14 protein-coding genes are annotated in these 18816 nt (G+C 57.3%); 9 read left to right on the top strand and 5 right to left on the bottom strand.

Annotated features, from left to right (window positions below; translation table 11 throughout):
- The first annotated feature begins 306 nt into the window (after positions 1–306).
- The 6 genes from rpmH (at position 307) to rsmG (ending at position 3586) form a co-directional block, all read left to right on the top strand.
- Positions 307–441: a 50S ribosomal protein L34 gene (gene rpmH / locus BBAG_RS08070; RefSeq protein ID WP_003825298.1), complete on the top strand. Its 135-nt coding sequence runs from the start codon at positions 307–309 to the stop codon at positions 439–441.
- 25 nt (positions 442–466) lie between these two features.
- On the top strand, positions 467–829 hold the full coding sequence (rnpA, locus tag BBAG_RS08065; protein ID WP_033508746.1) for a ribonuclease P protein component: 363 nt from the start codon (positions 467–469) through the stop codon (positions 827–829).
- Positions 830–831: 2 nt separating this feature from the next.
- On the top strand, positions 832–1149 hold the full coding sequence (gene yidD / locus BBAG_RS08420) for a membrane protein insertion efficiency factor YidD (RefSeq protein ID WP_081443746.1): 318 nt from the start codon (positions 832–834) through the stop codon (positions 1147–1149).
- On the top strand, positions 1149–2192 hold the full coding sequence (gene yidC, locus BBAG_RS08060; protein WP_003825292.1) for a membrane protein insertase YidC: 1044 nt from the start codon (positions 1149–1151) through the stop codon (positions 2190–2192). The genes yidD and yidC overlap by 1 nt, the downstream gene beginning before the upstream one ends.
- Before the next feature lie 116 nt (positions 2193–2308).
- The gene (locus BBAG_RS08055) at positions 2309–2824 is read left to right on the top strand and encodes a Jag family protein (protein ID WP_003825290.1); all 516 of its coding nucleotides are present in this window, start codon (positions 2309–2311) and stop codon (positions 2822–2824) included.
- Positions 2825–2917: 93 nt separating this feature from the next.
- Positions 2918–3586, top strand: coding sequence for a 16S rRNA (guanine(527)-N(7))-methyltransferase RsmG (gene rsmG / locus BBAG_RS08050; RefSeq protein ID WP_003825288.1), 669 nt, complete (start codon positions 2918–2920; stop codon positions 3584–3586).
- 513 nt (positions 3587–4099) lie between these two features.
- Here rsmG and trxB read toward each other — a convergent pair.
- Positions 4100–5038, bottom strand: a complete 939-nt coding sequence (gene trxB / locus BBAG_RS08045) for a thioredoxin-disulfide reductase (protein WP_003825287.1) — start codon at positions 5036–5038, stop codon at positions 4100–4102.
- Between the two features lie 504 nt (positions 5039–5542).
- Between trxB and BBAG_RS08040 the strand changes: the two genes are divergently transcribed.
- Positions 5543–6508: a ParA family protein gene (locus tag BBAG_RS08040; protein WP_003825285.1), complete on the top strand. Its 966-nt coding sequence runs from the start codon at positions 5543–5545 to the stop codon at positions 6506–6508.
- 1 nt (position 6509) lies between these two features.
- Positions 6510–7892 carry a ParB/RepB/Spo0J family partition protein gene (locus BBAG_RS08035; RefSeq protein ID WP_003825283.1) on the top strand — a complete coding sequence of 461 codons (1383 nt, stop codon included), beginning with the start codon at positions 6510–6512 and terminating at the stop codon, positions 7890–7892.
- Positions 7893–7998: 106 nt separating this feature from the next.
- Here the strand turns inward: BBAG_RS08035 and BBAG_RS08030 are convergent, their stop codons facing one another.
- The 4 genes from BBAG_RS08030 to BBAG_RS08015 all read right to left on the bottom strand — a co-directional run bounded on the left by BBAG_RS08030 (position 7999) and on the right by BBAG_RS08015 (position 17188).
- On the bottom strand, positions 7999–9645 hold the full coding sequence (locus tag BBAG_RS08030; protein WP_033508744.1) for a RecQ family ATP-dependent DNA helicase: 1647 nt from the start codon (positions 9643–9645) through the stop codon (positions 7999–8001).
- Between the two features lie 969 nt (positions 9646–10614).
- Positions 10615–14298, bottom strand: coding sequence for a murein biosynthesis integral membrane protein MurJ (locus BBAG_RS08025; RefSeq protein ID WP_003825278.1), 3684 nt, complete (start codon positions 14296–14298; stop codon positions 10615–10617).
- The gene (locus BBAG_RS08020) at positions 14295–16487 is read right to left on the bottom strand and encodes a DUF6049 family protein (RefSeq protein WP_033508742.1); all 2193 of its coding nucleotides are present in this window, start codon (positions 16485–16487) and stop codon (positions 14295–14297) included. Before BBAG_RS08020 ends, BBAG_RS08025 begins: the two co-directional genes overlap by 4 nt.
- Positions 16484–17188, bottom strand: coding sequence for an NUDIX hydrolase (locus tag BBAG_RS08015; RefSeq protein WP_003825274.1), 705 nt, complete (start codon positions 17186–17188; stop codon positions 16484–16486). Before BBAG_RS08015 ends, BBAG_RS08020 begins: the two co-directional genes overlap by 4 nt.
- Positions 17189–17273: 85 nt before the next feature.
- Between BBAG_RS08015 and BBAG_RS08010 the strand changes: the two genes are divergently transcribed.
- A complete protein-coding gene (locus tag BBAG_RS08010) occupies positions 17274–18692 on the top strand; it encodes a CCA tRNA nucleotidyltransferase (protein ID WP_033508740.1) in 1419 nt (472 codons plus the stop codon).
- Positions 18693–18816 lie beyond the last annotated feature (124 nt).

Below are 18816 nucleotides of genomic sequence, written 5' to 3'. Positions count from 1 at the left end.
GACACTCCTTTCTCGCCTCTTCCAAGTAGGGACACTCAGCTATCTATTGTTACTCGCACCGCATGAGTTATCCACCGCCTAGCGTGTTGCAATTACTGAAATTAGGAACGACAAGCGTGTGATTTGTGGATAACTTTTGCCTATATTCCCGTGTCGTTGCAACGTTTTACGGCATGTCGGGCGGGTTTGCCGGGGGTGGAAATGACTGTTGAGTTGACGTTAGGGCAGGGGTGAGAGTAGTTTTATAGAGCTTGACTCACGTGAGAGCCGCGCGTAAGCGTGGCCGAAGAAACCTAGGAGCTAACTATGAAGAGGACCTTCCAGCCCAACAACCGTCGTCGTCACATGAAGCACGGCTTCCGTCTGCGTATGCGCACTCGTTCCGGCCGCGCCGTGATCAACCGTCGTCGCGCCAAGGGCCGCAAGAACCTGTCTGCCTGATTGTGCCGCTGACGGCATCGTTACCGTGGAACGGTTGAAGAGCCATAGTGATTTCGTCGCCGTGCTGAAACGCCGCCGCAAGGTCTCGCGTCATGATTTCATCGTGCATTATGCGATGCGTGATGAAGCCAGGGCGCATGGTGTTGCGACGCCTGGCATACGACGGATGGGGCTTGCCGTATCCAAATCGGTCGGCAATGCCGTCACACGCAATTCAGTTAAGCGCCGTTTTCGCGTACTGGCTTCCCGCTACGAACACACATTGCCTGAGGGGGTTGATGTGGTGTTGCGCGCAAAGCCGTCCGCAGCCAGCGCTTCCTTCCAGTCTTTGGATGAACAGATGGCCACCGGATTCGAAGCGGTGGCATTAAAGCTTCATCAGGACTGATAATGAGCGTCGCCGCCGATGCGATTGTGCATCTGATCCGTTGGTATCAGCGGCATTGGTCGGCGAAGCGTGCTGTGCCGTGTTGCAAGTTCTACCCGAGTTGCTCGCATTACGCGATTCAGGCTGTGCGGCGTTATGGCGCATTCCGTGGGGGATTGCTGGCTGTTTTACGCTTATTGAGATGCCTTCCGTGGAGTTGTGGGGGCATTGATGATGTTCCACAGCGCTATTCCATTTTTTATAGATTTCCGTGGTCGAAGGCACACGAGGAGCCTCGACTCACTCCTCTGGTCGTAGACGATAAGGAGAATGGCCTGTAATGGGTAATCAAGATCAATTCCTCCTCGATAGTGGTTTCTGGGGCTGGCTCTATAAGCTCCTGTACCCCGTCGAGTGGCTCATGACGCAGATCATGGCCGTATTCCACAAGTTCCTGGTGATGCTGGGCATGAACGAGATCGGTTTCTCGTGGGTCTTGTCCATCGTGTTCCTGGTGATTGTGGTTCAGATATGTGTGTTCCCGCTCTTCTATAAGTCCATCAAGGGAATGCGCAAGATGCAGGCCGACATGCAGGTGCTGCAGCCCAAGCTGAAGCGCATTCAGAACAAGTACAAGGGCAAGAACGATCCGGCCAGTAAAGAGGCCATGCAGCGCGAGACGATGAAGCTGTATCAGGACACCGGCACGAATCCGATGGGCGGCTGCACATCCATGCTGCCTATGTTCGTGCAGGGCCCCGTCTTCATGTGCATGTTCTACACGCTGTCGGCCATTCCATACATTGCACGTGGCAAATTCAGGGATGGGCAGGGCCTGGGCGCCTTCGACATCGCCACGGCCAAGGAGTTCACCTCCACTACGGTGTTCGGCGTGAACGTGGCCGATAATTTCACCACGGCGACCGTCTCCGGCAAGATCGTAATCGGCATCTTCGTCGCCCTGATGTGCTTCTGCCTGTGGCTCATGCAGTTCAACAGCATGAAGCGCAATATGCCGCAGAACAATGCGCAGAACAAGCAGGCCGAGATGATGCAGAAGATGATGCTCTGGGTCTTCCCGATCATGTACATCTTCTCCGGTATCGCCATGCCGTTCGCCGTGCTGGTGTACTGGCTGACCAACAACGTCTGCAACTTGCTGCGTTCCGTGTGGCAGATCTACGCTTTCCCGACTCCGGGCTCCCCGGCCGCCGAGGCGAAGGAACACCGCGATCACAAGAGGGAAAACGAGCGCCGTGCCCGCGCTGGCGAGCCCTCGATCGAGGAGGAGGCGCTGCAGAAGGCCAAGGTGGAGGCTGAACGCAAGCTCACCCAAGGCTTCCAGCGAGAGCAGCCTCATCGTAAACGCAAGAAGAAGAAGTGATGATAAGGTCTGATGTTTCACATGAAACATCAGACCTTATCTGACTTTAGGCTGTCGTTGAGCAATTCCGGCAGCTGGTTTAGACTGGTACCTATACGCGCCAAAAAGGAGAATATATGGCACAGGATGACGAGAAGACCCTAGATCAGCTCAATGAGGAAGCTGATATCGCCGCCGATTATCTTGAAGAGCTTCTTGATATCGCTGACTATGATGGTGACATCGAAATGGGTGTTCGCAACGGTCGCCCGACCGTCCAGATCGTTGCCGATGACAATACCGATATCAAGCATCTCATCGGACGCGACGGTGAAGTGGTCGATGCGTTGCAGCAGCTCACCAGGTTGGCGGTCCAGCAGAAGACCGGCGAACGTTCCCGTCTGATCGTCGACGTCGACGGCTTCCTGAAGCGCAAGCGTCAGCGTCTGCACGACATCGCGCTGGACGCGGTCGACGAAGTCAGGGAGACCGGCGAGCCGGTCGACCTGAAGCCGATGAACTCGTTCGAACGCAAGGTGGTGCACGATGTGGTCCGTGAGGAGGGGCTGAAGTCCCGTTCCCACGGCGAAGAGCCGCATCGCCATGTGACCATCTATCTGAAGGCTTCCGCGAACGAGGACGACGACGAGTAAGGCTGATACAAAACGGGGAGTCCATAATGCTATGGGCTCCCCGTTTCGTATGAGCGGAAATATGCATACGACCAGGAAAGAGTGTAGCGACCGATGACAGATGAACTGAACGGTTCCCCGATCCTTAACGACGTGCTGGGCGACGCATTGCCCATGCTTGAAGTGTTTCATGCGAAGCTTGAGCGGGAAGGCGAGCCGCGTGGCCTGATAGGCCCGAGGGATGTCGATATTATCTGGGAACGCCATATCCTCAATTCCGCAGCCATCGTACCGTTCATTCGCGAGGCGACGGATGGCATGCGATTCAAAACGGTGGCCGATGTCGGCAGTGGCGGTGGATTCCCCGGCATCGTCGCCGCGGCATGCCTGCCCGACCATGAGTTCACGCTGATCGAGCCGATGGAGCGTCGCGTTGAATGGCTGGAGGAATGTGTGAACGAAATGGGGCTGGAGAATGTGACGATTATTCGTGCCCGGTCCGAGGAAGTCATTACATCGCTGCGTAAGGATCGCAGTAAGCATCCTTACGCGGTGGTCACGTGCAGGGCTGTAGCGCCGATGACGAAGCTTTCCGGGTGGACGCTGCCGCTGCTGAAGCCGCAGGGGCGTCTGGTGGCGTTGAAAGGGCGTTCCGCGCCGGCTGAGATCGAGAAGGCCGCTAAGATGATCGCCAAGTTCAAGGGTGTGCGCCCACGTGTGGTGGAGGCGCCGGTCGGTCCCGGTCTGGAATCCACGCACGTTGTGCTGGTGGATAAGAAGTAGCGCTGATTGCGTGCTGCCAAGGCGGCATTCCTGCTCTGTGATTGTGGCGGGAATGCCGCCTTGTTTATTTTCACGACTGCTTGTTATACCGGTTATGGCTTCGCCATGCCTTTGTGATGACGGCTGGGATTGGAACCCAGAATGCTGCCAGGAACATGATGCGATGCGCAATGGGGTGCATGATAGGGGAGTGCCGCACAAGGCAAACGATGCTGTGCAATGTGTCCCATAGGGGAGTTATCCACAAAATCAACTATGTGAAAAAGTTATCCACAGGTTTTCCCTTAGGTTGATAGGAGGCATGAAATCGTTGATTTACTAGGGTTCAGCGATGTCAAGATACCTGGTTATGCACATTTTTCGTCATAATTATCCACACTTATCCACAATTTGGCTTCTTTATCCACATTTCTTAAGCGGATGCATGCTTTTATGCCGTGACAAAGACAACGTGGGCCTTGATTATTGCTTTCAAGACCCACGGTTGAGACTATGGAAAACCGATATGAATCGTCAGCCAACAGTCTGTGCAAGATAGGCCTGTGCGTCGAGCGCGGCACGGCAACCCATGCCCGCAGCGGAAATCGCCTGCCGATACACGCTGTCAACACAGTCGCCTGCGGCGAAGATACCGGGAACGGTGGTGCGGGTGCTGGCCCCCTCGACGGTGATATACCCGGATGCATCACGTGCTACGGCATCACCCAGGAACTCCGTGGACGGCGTATGCCCGATCGCCACGAATACGCCGTTCGCGGCGAGACTGTGCATCTCGTTCGACAGTACGTTCCGTACGCTCAACGATTGCACCCCCTGCTCGTCGCCGTGGATGGCATCGACGACAGAATCCGTCAGGATGGTGATGCGCTCATTGCCGCGCGCCCGATCGACCATGATCTTGGAAGCACGGAATGCGCTACGCCGATGAATCAGCGTGACCGAGGAACCGAACCTCGATAGGAACTCCGCTTCCGCGAAGGCGCTGTCGCCGCCGCCGACGACCACGATGGGCTTGCCTCGGAAGAAGAAACCATCGCAGGTCGCGCAGTACGATACGCCCCGCCCGGAGAATTCTGCTTCGCCGGGAATGCCGAGTTTGCGGTATTGCGAGCCTGTGGCGATGATGACGGCCTGTGCGTGGAAGGTCTCGCCTTGATTGGTGGTGATGGTTTTGTAGGAGCCGTGATCCTGAACCGTGGCGACATCATCCTGCAGAAACGTCGCTCCGAAGCGTTCGGCTTGGCGCTTCATGGCATCCATAAGATCGGGGCCGAGAACACCGTCCGGGAATCCGGGGAAGTTCTCCACTTCGGTGGTGTTAATGAGCTGTCCTCCCGGTGTCAGCGCGCCGGCGATGACCAGGGGGCGGTAGCCGGCGCGGCCGAGATAGATGGCCGCGGTGTAGCCTGCCGGGCCCGATCCGATAATGATTGCGTGTTGTTCTTGTTCCATGATTCAACAATACGGTTTGCATGCCGATAGGCATGCCGAATGCGCCATCGGCATAGCGAATCAGGCATCGGAAGTTGAGACAAGCCGTTACAAGCTGTGCCGATAGGGCAGAGGTGTGCCGCACATGTTTCATGTGAAACATGATGCAGTCAACTTACACGGGTGAGGCGGGGCGATGCAACGGTTCGTGTGTTTCATGTGAAACATTGCAGGCGTAGACGGTGAGGCATGAAGGCGGAATATGATCCATATATGCCGTTATATCGGTACATGGACACTAGATGTGGGGGCAACTTATCCACAGTTATCCACAGTGCTGGAAAAGTAAGGAAATCCAATAGACAGAAGGCCGGTGGCGTAATCAAGGAATCGGGTTATCCACCGAAAAGCATGATTTATCCACAGTTGCCCACATTGTTATCCACAAAACGGAAAAACTGGGCTTCCTGTCCATACAAAAGGCAAAACTGGATACAGTTTAGTACACCAAGGAGTTAGTTGTTCATGGCAGATCAGGATATGCCGATTGAGTCCGCCGAAGATACCATCAAGCGTATTTTCTCATCGGGTGATTCGACGGTGGGTGCGGAAATCACACATGAATTCAATCGCTATTCCCGTTTGCAGGAAGCGAAGTTTCCCAAGCCGGCACGCACTCGTCTGATTGCGGTCGCCAACCAGAAGGGCGGGGTGGGGAAGACCACCTCTACCGTGAATCTTGCCGCCGCCCTCGCACAAAACGGCGCGCGGGTATTGGTTATCGATATGGATCCCCAGGGTAATTGCTCGACAGCCCTTGGCGTGAGGCATGAATCCGGCGAACCGTCTGTATACGACGTTCTTGAAGGTCGTATGTCCATTGCGGAAGTCAAGCGGCAGTGCCCTGATCTCTCCAGTCTCGACGTGGTCCCGGCATCCATCGATCTGAGCGGCGCTGAATTGGAGGTCGCCCAGTTCGAGAACCGCAATAATCTGTTGAACGAGGCCGTGCAGCAATTCCTTCGGGAAAGCAACGAGCATTTCGATTACGTGTTCGTCGACTGCCCGCCAAGCCTGGGTTTGCTGGTGATCAATGCCATGTGCGCAGTGCGCGAGATGCTTATCCCGATTCAGGCCGAATACTATGCGCTTGAGGGACTTGGCCAGCTCATCAACACCATTGGCTTGGTCCAGGAACACTTCAACCCTATTCTTACCGTTTCGACCATGATGGTCACCATGTTCGATAAGCGCACACTGTTGAGCCGTGAAGTGTACAACGAAGTGAAGAGCCATTATCCGTCGATCGTGCTGGATACCACGATCCCCAGGACGGTGAAGATCTCCGAGGCACCGAGCTTCAATAAGAGCGTCATCTCATATGATCCGCGTGGCATGGGTGCCATCGCCTATGGCGAGGCGGCGTTGGAGATCGCACGTCGTTCCCCCGTCGTGCTGGATGCAATCGCGTCACGAATGAAGGAGGCCTGATATGGCATCGAAATCCCGTCTTGGGAAGGGCCTCGGTGCGTTGTTCCCAGCGCTACCTGGCGAAGAACCCCATGAACAACATGTGGTTTCACGTGAAACGTTGCATGACACCACGAAGCAGTCGGTAGTCCTGGAGCAGCGGCAGAAGGCCGGAACCGCCGAATCCCATAATGCGCCCGAGCATGATGCGAAGATCGCGAAGTCGGTGACGGCGGAACAGCCGCAGAAACCGAGCGGCGTCGTGGAAGAGGACGCCCCGGTGCATATCCCGTCCATCAAGCATGCGGTTGCCCCGCACGCCTCGACCTCGAGGGGACGTGCAACCATGCCCGGAATCGAAGACATCGCCCATCCCAGCGATATGTTCTTCGACGACACCGTGTCGCTGCAATCCAAGCGCCAGAGCGCGGACGAGACGAAGAAAGACAAGAAGCAGTCGGACGGCAAGCAGCAGGAACAATCCAACCAGTCCAAGCTCAAGCCCGTCGAAGGCGGCTATCTCGCTGAATTGAACCTTGACGAGATCGGTCCGAACGCACATCAGCCACGTTCCATCTTCGACGAGAACGACTTGAACGAGCTCGCGGCATCCATCAAGGAAGTGGGCATTCTCCAGCCCATCGTGGTGCGCAGGCGTCCAGCCGATCAGATCGCCGCCGCACGCAAGGCACAAGCCGGAACAAAACCCGCAAATCGTTTCGACGGTCGTATGGACAGCCCCTATGAGCTGATTATGGGCGAGCGTCGCTGGCGTGCCTCCCAGCTTGCAGGCTTAACCACCATTCCCGCCATCGTCAAAACCACAGCCGATGACGATATGCTGCGCGACGCCTTGCTGGAGAATCTGCATCGTGTTGCGTTGAACCCTTTGGAAGAGGCTGCGGCATACCAGCAGATGGTCGATGAATTCGGCCTGACCCAGGCTCAGCTGTCCAAATCGGTTTCAAAGTCGCGTCCGCAGATTGCGAATACCCTGCGATTGCTGAATCTGCCGGCAACGGTGCAGAAGAAGGTCGCCGCGGGCATTCTTTCCGCCGGCCACGCGCGTGCACTGCTTGGTCTGGGTGAACCTGAGGAGATGGACAAGCTTGCCAATCGTATTATCGCCGAGGGCCTGTCGGTGCGAAGCACCGAGGAAATCGTGGCGATGGCGAATCTGAACTCCACCAAGCCGAAGAAGCCTCGGGCACGTAGGGGAGACCCGTGGGCTAATTCTCCTATCAAGTCCAACCTTGAGCATCGCTTTGAAACCAAGGTTTCCATCAAGGGAACACCTAAGCATGGGCATATCGAAATTGTGTTTTCCTCACCGGAAGACATGGATCGTATTCTCGACCTGCTTATGCCTGGTCAGAAGAAGGATGATGACGCCGCCAAGGCGTGACTTGTGCATCGAGAGCAATCATCGGCATGGTTCCACCAGTAACAGGGAACCATGCCGATTTTTCTATATGTAGACAGAACAGTAGTGGTTAAACCTATGGCTGTTGCTATAGGTTCGTCGAACCTTCAAGTGAACCTGGAAGAATAATCCCATGATTTCCGTGGGTAAGCTGGCCATCATCCAATAGCATTCGTATGGCGGCGCGAATCCGGGTACCGCTTGTATCCGCCAGCGAACCGTAGCCGTCAATCTGATTCAGGCCACTTCCCATAATCGATACACTCCTCGACCCATGCAATGCATTGACGATTTTGACAGTGCTGTACCCGGTGCCTTGATCACGGTACACGGCTTGGATGAAATGCAGCACGGATTGCATAAGATCGGCGTCGATGGCGTGTTCCTCTTCGGATTGTTCCACGTGAAACGCTGATGTGCGCCCGAACACTGCAGGCGTGCTGTTTCGAGTATGCGCCGCGCCCGCCAGCCTGCTTGATCCTGTACAGAAATCGCAGGATCCGCAACGCCGTTCAGATGGTTCTTCACCAAAATAGCGCAGCATATGCGCCCGTAGGCAACCATGCGTGGTGCAGTAGCGTTCCATGGCTTGGCAACGGTCCAGTGCCGCATCCTTGGCCTGACTGCGTTCCTGCTGATTATCCAGGGCCGAGCCGGCGGATTCCTCGATGCGCTGTCTTTGCCAATCGAATTCGTAAGATCCCCAGATCACATAGCAGCTGGCAGGCTTGCCGTCTCGCCCTGCGCGGCCGGCCTCCTGGTAGTACTCTTCAAGGCTGCTGGGAGCGCCGTCATTGATGACCCATCGCACGTCGGGTTTGTCGACGCCCATGCCGAATGCGGTGGTGGCGACGATGACTTTGAGTCGCCCTTCAAGAAACGCATCCTGAACATATGCCTTGCCTGCCTCATCCATTTTGGCGTGGAAATATTTGGCCTGCACCCCGGCGGTTTTCAACGCTTCCGTCAACTCCTCTGTTCGTGCGCGCGATGTGCAGTAGACTATGCCGCTTTCGCTGCGATGTGTTTTGGCATATTGCGTGATGCATGCGGTGCGATCCTGCTTGGAGTGTGCTTCGTATCGGCCGAAGTATAGGTTTGGGCGGTCAAAGTTGGAAATGACCTGCAGGGGATCCTGTAGATGCAGGTTCTGGATGATGCCTTCACGTACGGTAGGGGTTGCTGTTGCAGTGCATGCGGCTATGACCGGTCGTTCCGGCAATTGTTCGATGAATGCGGCGATGCCGAGATAATCCGGCCGGAAATCCTGGCCCCATTGGAATACGCAGTGGGCCTCGTCAACCGCCACCAAGCGGATTCTGAGGGTCTGTGCGAAGCGAAGGAACTCGGGGGAGACAAGACGTTCCGGAGCGACGTAGAGCAGGCGTATATGCCCCTCTCTGGCCGCCTGATAGGTCATGGCACGCTCGGTACCGGTGGTCTCCGAATCGATGAATGCGGCGGGGATTCCGTGCGTTGAGAGATGTGCTACCTGATCACGCATGAGCGCACGCAGTGGTGTGATGACGAGTACCAGGGCCGGTTTGCCGTTTATGCCCGGTGCACAGGCCGGAATCTGGTAGCAGATTGATTTGCCGGCACCTGTGGGCATGACTGCCAGAACGTCTCGATGCTGCAGAATCGCTGTAATCACGTCCAGCTGCCGGCCACGGAAGGAATCGTATCCGTAGAAATGCTGCAGGGTGCGCAATGCCCATCCGGTGATATCTGCCATAAGCATGTGTCTACCGCAGACGGTGGTCAGTGGCGGAGATGGCGACGAACGACACGCCAACTGAAATGTGGATAACTCAAGTTAAGTTATGCACAATATGCCCAAAATCCGGGGATAAGTTATCCACAAATTGTGGATAACTTAAGAGGCTTCATAATGGCGGTATTGTGGATAACCGCAGTATTTCAAGCGTGTGCTGTGGATAACTTGATTTTTGAACCTCAACTTTTAGGAAACGGTATTTAAAAAGTAGTATGGTGAACCGATATAAAAACGTTGATATTCCAGTTACTTAAGCGATTCAGTACCTATAACTAAAACAGTGCCATACCGGGAAGAAAAGTGTTGATAACTCACTGCCGACAATCCACACTGGCAAGTGCCCCCCTCGACCGCTGCAATCAGTTCCTGACGTCAATGCGGCATTACGGCACTCAAGGAATCAGTACAGGCGACAAGAACATGCGAGATACCAAGGCAGGAACACACCCCTGCAACCGGATTGGTGCCATTCCTGATGCCGTTGACGGTAAAAGCCTGCTCATCGATGCATAAGCCCCGTAGCAGGGGCCATACAAGCAACCTGTGCGCTTGAACCACTCCCATGTGGTGCAAATCAAGCTGCATGCCTGCAGGCTGGCAATGGCTACCGGCAATGTGAGCAGACGAAGACCAAGCCAAAGCCCCATAAGACACAAGCCCGAAGTGCTTATCGGTGCTCTAAGCGCCTTCTGCAGCCCATCCATATGCCTGCCATCTGCTGGCGCACTGTCTCCAGGCCCTTATGCCACCGCTGAGAGGGCATGAGAAACCTGCTTCCGACAGCGAGGCAAGACCGTTGCTGGCATATACGGCCGCCGTTTGCACGAAGCAGGCCATAGTATTCCAGAACCGCCGGTAATACGACGAGAGGGGCTGGGAACATTGCGGTTCCCAGCCCCTCTCAACTGCTATAGGTGCAGACCGAACCTACTTGGTGAACAGATCGGTGACGTCGATATAGTCGTATCCGGCAGCGCCTTCGGCGCTATTCGACGAATCGTTCTTGCCGCTATCGTCGCCATCCTCATTGCCGAACGGCACATTATCGATGTTGCTGTCGGACCAATCGTTCTGCTTGGAATCAGGATTATTCGGATTGTTGCCGAAATGCATGCAGGCCAGCGCTATGCCGAGCGCCAGCAGCACCACTACAGCCGCTGCTGCCACCACCACCGTGGCCGTGGTGTATTTGCCGAAAAGCCTGGTGTCCGCAAGATCGTCGCCTTCATCATCCGCAGTGGGCTTGGACCGCGGTGCAAAGCTCGGCGGTTGCTGCATGGCAATGCCTGCGTCCTGCTGTGCAGCGGAGGTGGAAGCAGGGGAGAAAGATGCGGGAGGCAAGGCTGCCGCATCCTGTGCCGCCGGCGTATCATTGCTGGCCTGTATTTCGCTGACCTGAATCGCCTGTGTCGGGTAATTGGTGTCATCCACCACAGGGATCTGGGTTGTCATATCGAATTTATTGGCATCCGTACCGATTTCGGAATCAGCTTGGAACGCGAAATCCTCGAAGAGGTCCGTGTTGCTGAATTCCTTGGAATTCGTATGCTTGGACGGGCGGTTCAGCCGGTTTTTCAGCGCTTCCTCGCCTTCCTGCCCCTTACGCCACACCGCGGAAATCGTCTTTTCGGTGGACGTGGCGAGCTTGGACAGATCCGCTTCGCCCTTACGCAGCAGCTCCCGGTCGTTCGGCGTGGAGCTGGCGGTACGGGGCTTTGGGGAATGCTCGATGGTAAGCTCGCGCAGCTTTTCCGTAGTGATGATGGAGTGGGGAAGCTCCGCCAATTGATCCTCGTCGATGCTGATGACCTCGGCGGTGGCAATGGAACCTTCGCCGGCCGTGCTCGGCAACGCGATATCTTGCGTGGACAGCTTGTCCAGAGGAGTCCAGTCTCCCAGCAGCGCGGTCAATTCGCTGAGCGAAACCATCGGAATCGTATGATTCGTGCCGTCGTCCATCGTAAGACCGCGCATGATGATCATGCGGAATTCGCTGGGAACGGTATCGTCAAGCCTGCGAAGATCGAAGGTCATGTTCTTCGACGACGGGGTGCGGGTCAGCAACGCATACAGAAGGGCCGCCAATTGGCGGATGACAAGCTGATCGCCCTGCATATGGCCTGCGGCCTGCGTGGGCTCCTCCAGCATGGACGCGATGGCCGTTCCGGCTATTTCCAGACCATTGGTGGAGATACGCAGCGTGGCGGTGGATAGGCGCGGGGTCCTCAGATCATCGGCCAAGGCCGCAGCGCTTCCGATGATGGAACGGATCGCCTCGTTGCTCAGAATAGTGCCGGACTGCCCCTGAAGATAATCGGTGAGGGAAAGACCGGATTCGATGTTGGTGACAAGCACAGCGGCATTACCCGCCTTGCGGAACTGCACAACGTGCGTGAAGCCCTTGGCACGGCCCAGGGTGGAAGCCGATGCCGCAACGCTTTCCAAATACTGCGGAGCGGTGAGAATGAACACCTGACAGTCGCGCGCCATGACGCGATCGTTGGCCTTCCACGCCTGGATGCCAGGTTCATCGCGCAATAGTGCAATCAGTGTATAGCGATTGAACAGGGTGTCTCCCAGCTGAGGCTTGGTCATGTTCTCGACTCCGATTTGCGCAGATGATTGCAACGCCGAATGCGTTGACGCTGGTGTTATTGTAACCGCGGGACTGGTCGAAATCACGGCTGCGTCAACAGTTGTTTGTGATGTTTTGGTGGGGGATATGGTGGCGGGCTGCTCATTGCCTGCGGATGCGGGCCGGGAACCGGATTCCGGCGGTTGCGGCGGCAAGCCGTTCGCCTTCTCGGCTGATTCCCCGGCCATTTCGTCGGCGGGTGCATTATCGGCATTATCAGCCGTGTCGTCGTCATGCGTGTCTGCACTGCCGTCACCTGCATCATCTGCATCAGCAGGCGGGTTCGCAGCGATCGAAGCGGCATCGGAACCCGCCTCGGCAACCACGGGCGTGCGCCGGAATCGTCTGACCACATTCCTGACCATGGCGATGAACTCCTGGCATCGCAGCACGATCAGCATGCCGGCATACACCACAGCCATCAGCACCGCCATAACCGCACAGAACATGACGGCACGGAACCAAGGCAGACCTATCCGGTAATTGCTGAGATTCACCTGCAGCAGATTGCATAGCGGGGCGATGAACAAGCCCCCGACCACAAGCGTCACCACTGCGGCAAGGAACGTCTTGATATAGGTCACGGCTATACGACGGCCGTCAAGATGGCCGGCAAGCCTGCGGCGCAGCATGATCACCAGCAATGGGAAGCTGAGCGCATAGCCTACGGTCATGGACAGGCCCACGCATAAGGTCCAATCCTTTGGATCGAGGATGCGCATGCAGGTGAGGGAGAAGACGATCTGGATCACGTTCATGACAAGCTGGAACAGGAATGGGTGCATGCCGTCCTCGAACGCGAAGAACGTGCGTTGGATCAGTAGATAGGCGCTGGTCAGCGGAAGCCCCAACGCAAGCATCATCATCGGTCCCGCGATCAGCCAAGCCTCATGCAGATTCACACTCGGCAGCAGGGCGATGATGATCTGCACCGGCATGACCAGGTACGCTGCGGTGAAGAACATCATCAGAATACCGACATTGCGCAAGGCCACGCTCAAATCCATGCGCGCCTCATCAAGGTTATTATCGGCGACCGCGCGCGAGATCTTCGGGAAGATCGCGGTGCCGATGGAAACCGCGATCAGCGAATACGGGAGGATATACAGTGTGAAGGCGTTCTGATACGAGCCGTTGCCCGCAATGCCGTACATGTCGTGGCCTGCGAACGGGGCGCCGTTGGTGATGCGGGCGTTGACGATATTGGCCACTTCCTGTACGCCCATGACGCCAAGACTCCATGCGGCCACCGGGCCCATGGAACGCAGGCCGATGCCTCGGATACCCCATTGCGGCTTGTACTTGAACCCCAGTTTGATCAGCGGAATAAACAGCACCAACGCCTGGAAGGCCACGCCCAAAGTCCACGTGCCGGCGGAAAGCATGACCTTTTCCGTGGTCCAGAACGTCATAGGCTTATGATTCGCACGGCCAAACAGACATAGGAACGCGATGAAACCGCCGCAGCTGATGATATTGGCTCCGACGGAACTCCACGCGTACGCGGCGAAATCGTCTTTTGCCGCAAGCAGCTGGCCAAGAATGGTGTAAAGACCGTAGAAGAAGATCTGCGGCATGCACCATAGCGTAAACGAATTCACCAATGCGCGCTGTGCCGGGCCCCAGTTGGAATTCAGGTACAGCATGGTGAGCAGCGGTGTGGATGCCATCATCAGCAGGGTCATGGCCAGCAGCAACGTGATGGATACCGTGATGAGCTTGTTGAGCCGTTCCTGCGCGTCGGCCAACTTCAACGTGCGTACGATCTGCGGTACCAGCACCGCGTTGAAGATGCCGCCGGAGATAACGGTGAACAGCACCTGCGGGATCATGGCACCGGTCTGATACGCGTTCGCCGCGACGCCGGTGGTACCCAGACAGGCGGCGAGCAGAATGGTGCGGAATTGGCCGGTAACACGTGAAGCCAGTGTTCCCGACGCCATGATCAGGGAATTACGGCCGACACTAGAACTCATTCGTCAGGATCCTTTTTCCGATGGAACTGGCGCCAGAGTCCAAGCAACCCAAGGACCACTGCCGCGGCGATAATAATAAACCCGGTCATATCGCTGATCTTCAATATGCAGGAGATCGACGTCTGCTGCATCTGGCCGAACCGCACTCCCACACGATCCTCCAAAGCGATGGAGGCGATCGCTGACCCCGATGTCGCGGCGCGCAGACGGAACGTCGTCTGCGTTTCGGCATGCGCCGGCACGGTGATGGTCGTGCGTCGTGACGTTGCGATTTCCGACGAATCGGTAATCGAAGAGACCGTTACCTGTGCCGGGAAGGGCGTGCTGTTGCGTACCGTCACCGGCATGGTGGCCGTTTCCGAGACCATGGTGACGGCTTCGGATGGGGTGAGCGCGATGCTGTTCATCACGATGCCCGAAAGCTGCTGCGCGCCGGAAACCATGGCGTTAGGCAATGCCGCATCGGAGTCGTCGGCGGTGAAAGCCCGCAGCGCCATAGTGCTTTGCGCATTGAGAATGCGGTTGATCCACGTTCCCCGGTCATCGCTTGTGCTGGCATTGTCACGATCATGCGTGGCGGTGGTGTCGGGCTTCATGATGTTGTCTCTGAAACGGATGATGTCGCTTCGGCTTGCCGACAGCGCTGCAATGGCGGAATCGATGAATGCGGCGTCATCCTTGCCGATATCGCTTTCACGTGGAACGTTGGCCTGCGCGTCATCGCCGGAAGCAAGGGGAGTGGCCGCGCATAACGTCTGCAGATCGGTGGCCTGCAGCCACGGGGACGATTCGACCGCGCTCATAAAGGAATTCAACGTCGCAGCGTCGGCGTTGAACCCGAAATTGACCAGAAGATTGCGTTGCGTATACGGCTGTTCCATCTGGTAGAACGCGCTTTGCGCAACGAATCGCGCCAGACGGCCCGCCTCGCTGGATTCCGCGCGCGCCTTGCGGCTGGTGGCGCTGCCCTGTGCCAGATTGCTCAGCTCGCGTTGTTCGACCAGTACCGTGATATCCCCGGCATCCGTGGTGACCACGTTGGTGCCGGTACGAACCGTGTCGCTGGCGGACGGTTCAAAATCGGCGGTAGAGATCACCGCGCTATATCCGTGGCGCCGTGCCTCGGTCAGCGCATCCATGGTCCAATGACCCTTGCCTTGCCATGCCACGGTGCCGATGGTGGCGTTATTGTCGCCGATGGCGTTCCTGTATTGCGTCAGGGAAGCCTTGGCGTTCCACATGCTGTTCTGCACTCCGGCGTTGGCATAGCGCTGCGTACTGCCATCCGCCGCGTATGCTGTGATGTCGAAGGCTGCGGGCTGCATCAGTGCCGAAACCTTCGGCGGCATGTTCAACGCGTTGAGATACGTGGGGTCGGCTATGACCTGCAATGCGGAATGCCTGGACAGCACGTCGCTGAGCGACCTGTCGAAACGGGTGTGGTTGCTATTGAGTGTGACGGCGGCATTGTCGTTCTTGCCGTACTCTCCCGAGGACGCGGCATCGGCCGTGGTCTGGCCGTTTCCGGAATTCGAGACGACGGGATTATTCACCATTGCCGTCAGCGCTTCATTCGACACCTGCCAATGGCTGCTCGACAGTGGAGCCACCATGGTGATCTGCATGGCCGGCGTCTGAGCGGCAGCCAGCCCCGCCGAGGATCGCGTCAGAAAGCTGCGCAGTTCCACGTTCTCATCGTCATGCGCATAGACCGCCAGCAATGGTTTGGGACCCCATGTCATGATGCTGGTCAACGCCGCATTGTCCGCCTTGGCATTGATGGCCACCGTGGTGCTCTGACCGGGGGCAAGGGCCGGCACCGCAACGGAGCCAAGCTCATTCGGCGCGGGGATCATATTCTGCGACTGCGCCCACTCCTGCATATCGGTGCGGGACGTAAACGTGTAATCGGAATTGATGTTCAACGACAACCGGCCGGCCTGCCACTGCTGGCTGTCGGTATTGGTGATCGTGACCTTGAGATGGTAGCCGGACGTATCCGTGACGACGGCCGTCGCCTCGGATAGGGACAGCACCTGCCGATGCTGCGTGCCGGTCGATGCCGCGGTCTGCGATTGCGCTGCGAACGCCTGCGATGGCATGCAGACCAGTCCGCAGGCGATGAACAACACCGCACTGAGTATACCGATGATGCTGCGGCGCAGCATATGGGGGGCGTTTTGGCTCACGCTTCCGCCTGCCTATTCATTTTTTTGGCATAAAGCCATACGATTTTACGTTCATTAGGATAACTGAGCACATCGTCCAGATCCTTGAAATCCACCCAGATGGCGTCCTCCGCCTCATGATCGGGATCACCGTCCACCGTCAGGCTGCCGCCGATCTGACGCAAAGCGAAATGATGCACCAGCTTGTGCACGCGCTGCGAAGTGCCGGTGAACCAATAGTCGATGGTCGCGATGGAATCGATGACCTCGCCCAGAATGCCGGTCTCCTCATGCACTTCACGTACGGCAGTCTGCTGGGGGGTCTCGCCTTTTTCGATATGTCCCTTCGGCAGGCACCATTCCAGATGGCCGCTACGCGAATGACGCGCGATAATCGCTACACGCCCCTTGGCGTCGAACACCAGGCCGCCCGCCGAATATTCACGAACGACCGGCAGTTCCTGCGCATCCAGCGAGGCAAAGGTCGTAGGCCCGTCCGTTGTGCGTTTCTGCGGCATCATGGCCGGAGTCGGGCCGCTGCTCGCATGCGTCGCCGCCACAGCGGCAATGGCCGTGAAAGCGAAATCGGCGGTGTGGCCGGAGGATGGAGCGGACTGCGAAGTCCACAGCGGGCGCTCCTCGCCAGGGTGGTTTTGGGCATGGTTAACCGCGGCATCGTCGGCATGCTGAAGCATGCGCGCCAGGTCCGCGGGAGTAATCATGCTTCCTACCTTACTCAAACCCGTGTGGATATAGGGTAACGGTTATGCTTGTTGGCAGTAAAACGACATGATGGAAAGGCCCCACGTGAATTTCGAAGTATGGCCAGAGGCCATGGAACTGGGAGAAATGTTCGCCGCCGAAGGCTTTGAGCTGGCCCTGGTAGGCGGCCCGGTACGTGATCTGCTGCTGCACCGCCGCAGCCACGACCTTGATTTCTGCACATCGGCGCGCCCCGAACAGTTCGAGCCGATCCTGCGTAAATTCGGGCGTGACGGATTCTGGGATATGGGGCGTAAATTCGGTACGCTCGGTGCCATGCGTCGTCGTGCGGACGGCACCGAAGTGCAGGTCGAGGTCACCACATACCGCACCGACGCATACAATCCCGATTCACGCAAGCCCGAAGTGGCATACGGCGACACGCTTGAAGGCGATCTGTCACGCCGAGACTTCACCGTGAACGCCATGGCATTGCGCGTGCCGGAACTGGAATTCGTCGACCCCTTCGGCGGCGCCAACGATTTGGCCAAAGGCGTATTGCGCACGCCGGTCGACCCGCGCCAGTCGTTTGATGACGATCCGCTGCGCATGATGCGTGCGGTGCGATTCGTGGCGCAGCTCGGATTCAGCATCGAACCGGAAACTGCCGAGGCGATGTACGACATGACCGATCGTATCCGCATCGTCTCCGCGGAGCGCGTGCGCGACGAACTGGTCAAGACACTGCTGTCCGACCGTCCGCGAGCAGGCATCGAAGCCCTGGTGGAATCCGGGCTGGCAGACATCGTGTTCCCGGAAATCCCCGCGCTCGAATTGCAGATCGACGAACACCATCGCCACAAGGATGTATTCGAACACACCATGATCGTGCTCGATCGTGCAGTGGCACTGGAAACCGACGATGACGGCCCGGTGCCGCGCCCCGACCTGACATTGCGTCTGGCCGCGCTCATGCACGACATCGGCAAACCCAAGACCCGCCGCTTCGAAGCAGGTGGCAAGGTGAGCTTCCATCATCATGACGTGGTGGGCGCGAAACTGACCCGCAAGCGTCTACGCGCACTGCACTTCGACCACCATCTGGTCGAAGACGTCAGTGAACTGGTCAATCTGCATCTACGGTTCCACGGCTATGTGGATGAGCCGTGGACGGATTCCGCGGTCCGCCGCTATGTGAAAGACGCTGGCCATCTGTACGAGCGTCTGAACCGCCTTACACGCGCCGACGCCACCACGCAGAACCGCCGCAAGGCGATGGTGTTCGCCAGCGCCATGGACGAGATGGAAGATCGCGTGCGCGAGCTGAAGAAGAAAGAGGACTTCGACGCGATCCGTCCCGACATCAACGGCAACGAGATCATGGATCTGCTCGGGCTCGAACCCGGCCCGATGATCGGCAAAGCCTACAGGCACATGCTCGACTACCGTCTCGATAACGGACCAGTGGACCATGACGTTGCAGTGGCCGAACTGAAACGCTGGTATAGCGAACAGGACCAGTAACGGCGTGCAAGACGCTCGCAGACCAGCGCCATCCATATATGCAAAAACTGCAGTGGCCGCTCCCGAAACGGGGAGCGGCCACTGCAGTTTTCGCTTTGGAATGCGGTTTTCGGTTTTCCGGCAA

The sequence above is a fragment of the Bifidobacterium angulatum DSM 20098 = JCM 7096 genome, from assembly GCF_001025155.1.
In the GTDB taxonomy this organism is placed as follows: Bacteria; Actinomycetota; Actinomycetes; order Actinomycetales; family Bifidobacteriaceae; genus Bifidobacterium; species Bifidobacterium angulatum.
The sequence above is the reverse complement of the archived record's forward strand: the minus strand, read 5'-3'. Positions and strand labels throughout refer to the sequence as shown.